Below are 2,005 nucleotides of genomic sequence, written 5' to 3'. Positions count from 1 at the left end.
ATATTTGAGCTATGTATCCAATTACAACCATTTACGTCTCTTCCGCCAGTTGCATCAATGATATTATTTGTGTTCCATTTAAACATAATTTAGAGTATTCTTTATAATAAATTGAACAATAAAAGTAGCGAAAATACTACATGTTTTAGACAATGTGCAAATAATGGTTGCAATCCCTATAATTCTATCTTATAATGGATATAGAAGTTTAAATTTTTTCGTCTATAATTAAAATGTATTTAGTTGTAGAAAGTACCTTGGAGGTATGTATGTTCACAGGAAAAAATGAAAAATCTACTTCTATACTAGCTAAAGTTGGTAATGCAGCTTCGGGAGTAGGAAGTTTTCTGGGTAGAGGTGTAAAAGTTCTAGTCAAGGGTGCAGTGTACCCTATATGGCCAAAGAATTGGTTTAAGTCCTGGGATGAAATGCGGCATGACATAAAAAATGGCGGACGTTCTATTATTGGCAACCCACTTGAAGAATATGATCCACCTATAGAAACCACACAAGCTAGTGAGGATCTTGGTGTCCAAATAATGGAGCAAAAGAAAGGAACAGGAAAGGTAACCTTTTTAGCATCAAGGACTCTGACAGGGGATATACCCTATTTGACGCCAGAACGATTAGGTGAAATAAAGCAAAACCTGCCAAATGTAACTATCTTTAAAGAAGAAAATAAAATTGTAATTGAAGTTGATGTTAAAAAAATAATTGAAGACATTAAATATAAAGGAAAGAGTCCAGAGGAGATAAAAAAGCTTGCTATTGAAGAAATTAAACAAAAAGTTGACGGTAACCTTAAAGATCTAGCAAAAATTACTGGTGGAGAATTTAAAGTTCACACAGACTTAAAATTGCTGTATGGTATTGCAGAAAAATTGTATAAGGAATATGATAATCAAAAGCAGTCATCAGACAAAGTTGTGAAGTCTGATGTTGGTCAGCCTTCAGAAACTATAGCTTCAGGTGAGAAAAAATGGGCGCAAGAAGCTATAAAAGCAGGTAAGTCGCAAAGTTGTGGAATGCAAAAATAAGTTATAGGGGAGTATTATGAGTGAAGCTAAAAAAATAGAGGAAAGACATCATAGTCTAACTGTTCCTGGGGATATGTATCACTTACAACCAGGAGTTATTACTGGAAAAAGGGTAAGTGGAATAGAACCCTTTTTGAAAGAACAGCAGGACATGGTAAAAGTAAGGGAACTTGTAAGCTCTTTAAATCTTGAAGATGCTTCTGGTGATGCGATAAAACCACTATCTACACCTAATGTAGAGAAAAACGAAGAAAGAGGGAAAGGTCGCTCTTAAAATATGAGCAATGAAGTTTATGATAGCGATAACATCTTTGCTCAAATATTAAGAGGTGAGTTACCTTGTGAGAAGGTACATGAAAATGAAAATGTACTAGCTTTTCATGATAAGTACCCTGACGCACCAGTTCATATTTTAGTTATATCAAAAAATCAATATATTTCATATGATGATTTCATTCTAAAAGCTCCTGAAGAGGAAATAGCGGATTTCTTCAAAACTGTAAGAGAGATAGCACACAAATATAATCTAGAAAAAACAGGATATAGATTAGTCACTAACTACGGTGAAAATGGAGAGCAGGTTGTACCACACTTTCACGTGCATATTTTAGGTGGTAAAAAGTTAGGAAAGCATGTAAACTCATAGTGTTATATGTTTTGTTAAATGAGCGAATATTTAACCATAGTAATCTTTATCTGCGTATCAATTGTAGTATCTTTTGCTTTAGGTATATTGCCTATGTTTCTTGCAGTGAGTAAGCCAGATGGTGAAAAGCTTTCCACATATGAGTGTGGCTTCAATCCACTATCCAGTGCAAGGAAAAATTTTGACATTAAATTTTACCTAGTTTCAATATTATTTATAATATTTGACTTAGAAATTGCTTTTCTTTTTCCTTGGGCTGTTTCTTTATCTAAGATAAGCTATGGTGGATTTTGGTCTATGATGGTATTTCTTGCAATACTCA

General features: G+C 33.7%; 4 protein-coding genes. All 4 read left to right on the top strand.

Going from position 1 to position 2,005, the window contains the following annotated elements; translation table 11 throughout:
• The first annotated feature begins 269 nt into the window (after window positions 1-269).
• On the top strand, window positions 270-1,037 hold the full coding sequence (locus WG67_RS04900; protein WP_070356981.1) for a hypothetical protein: 768 nt from the start codon (window positions 270-272) through the stop codon (window positions 1,035-1,037).
• A 16-nt stretch (window positions 1,038-1,053) separates the two neighbouring features.
• The gene (locus tag WG67_RS04895) at window positions 1,054-1,311 is read left to right on the top strand and encodes a hypothetical protein (RefSeq protein WP_010082357.1); all 258 of its coding nucleotides are present in this window, start codon (window positions 1,054-1,056) and stop codon (window positions 1,309-1,311) included.
• A 3-nt stretch (window positions 1,312-1,314) separates the two neighbouring features.
• On the top strand, window positions 1,315-1,683 hold the full coding sequence (locus WG67_RS04890) for an HIT domain-containing protein (RefSeq protein ID WP_010082356.1): 369 nt from the start codon (window positions 1,315-1,317) through the stop codon (window positions 1,681-1,683).
• A gap of 18 nt (window positions 1,684-1,701) precedes the next feature.
• On the top strand, window positions 1,702-2,005 hold a 304-nt coding region (ndhC, locus tag WG67_RS04885; protein WP_179945719.1), incomplete at its 3' end, for an NADH-quinone oxidoreductase subunit A.

Source organism: Wolbachia endosymbiont of Drosophila incompta (genome assembly GCF_001758565.1).
Lineage (GTDB): Bacteria > Pseudomonadota > Alphaproteobacteria > Rickettsiales > Anaplasmataceae > Wolbachia > Wolbachia pipientis.
This window is presented reverse-complemented; position numbering and strand designations above follow the sequence as displayed.

What these genes read in the sequence shown, in the direction of transcription:
- WG67_RS04900 (WP_070356981.1), top strand. Translation starts at nt 270, where the DNA reads ATGTTCACAGGAAAAAATGAAAAATCTACTTCTATACTAGCTAAAGTT.
- WG67_RS04895 (WP_010082357.1), top strand. Translation starts at nt 1,054, where the DNA reads ATGAGTGAAGCTAAAAAAATAGAGGAAAGACATCATAGTCTAACTGTT.
- WG67_RS04890 (WP_010082356.1), top strand. Translation starts at nt 1,315, where the DNA reads ATGAGCAATGAAGTTTATGATAGCGATAACATCTTTGCTCAAATATTA.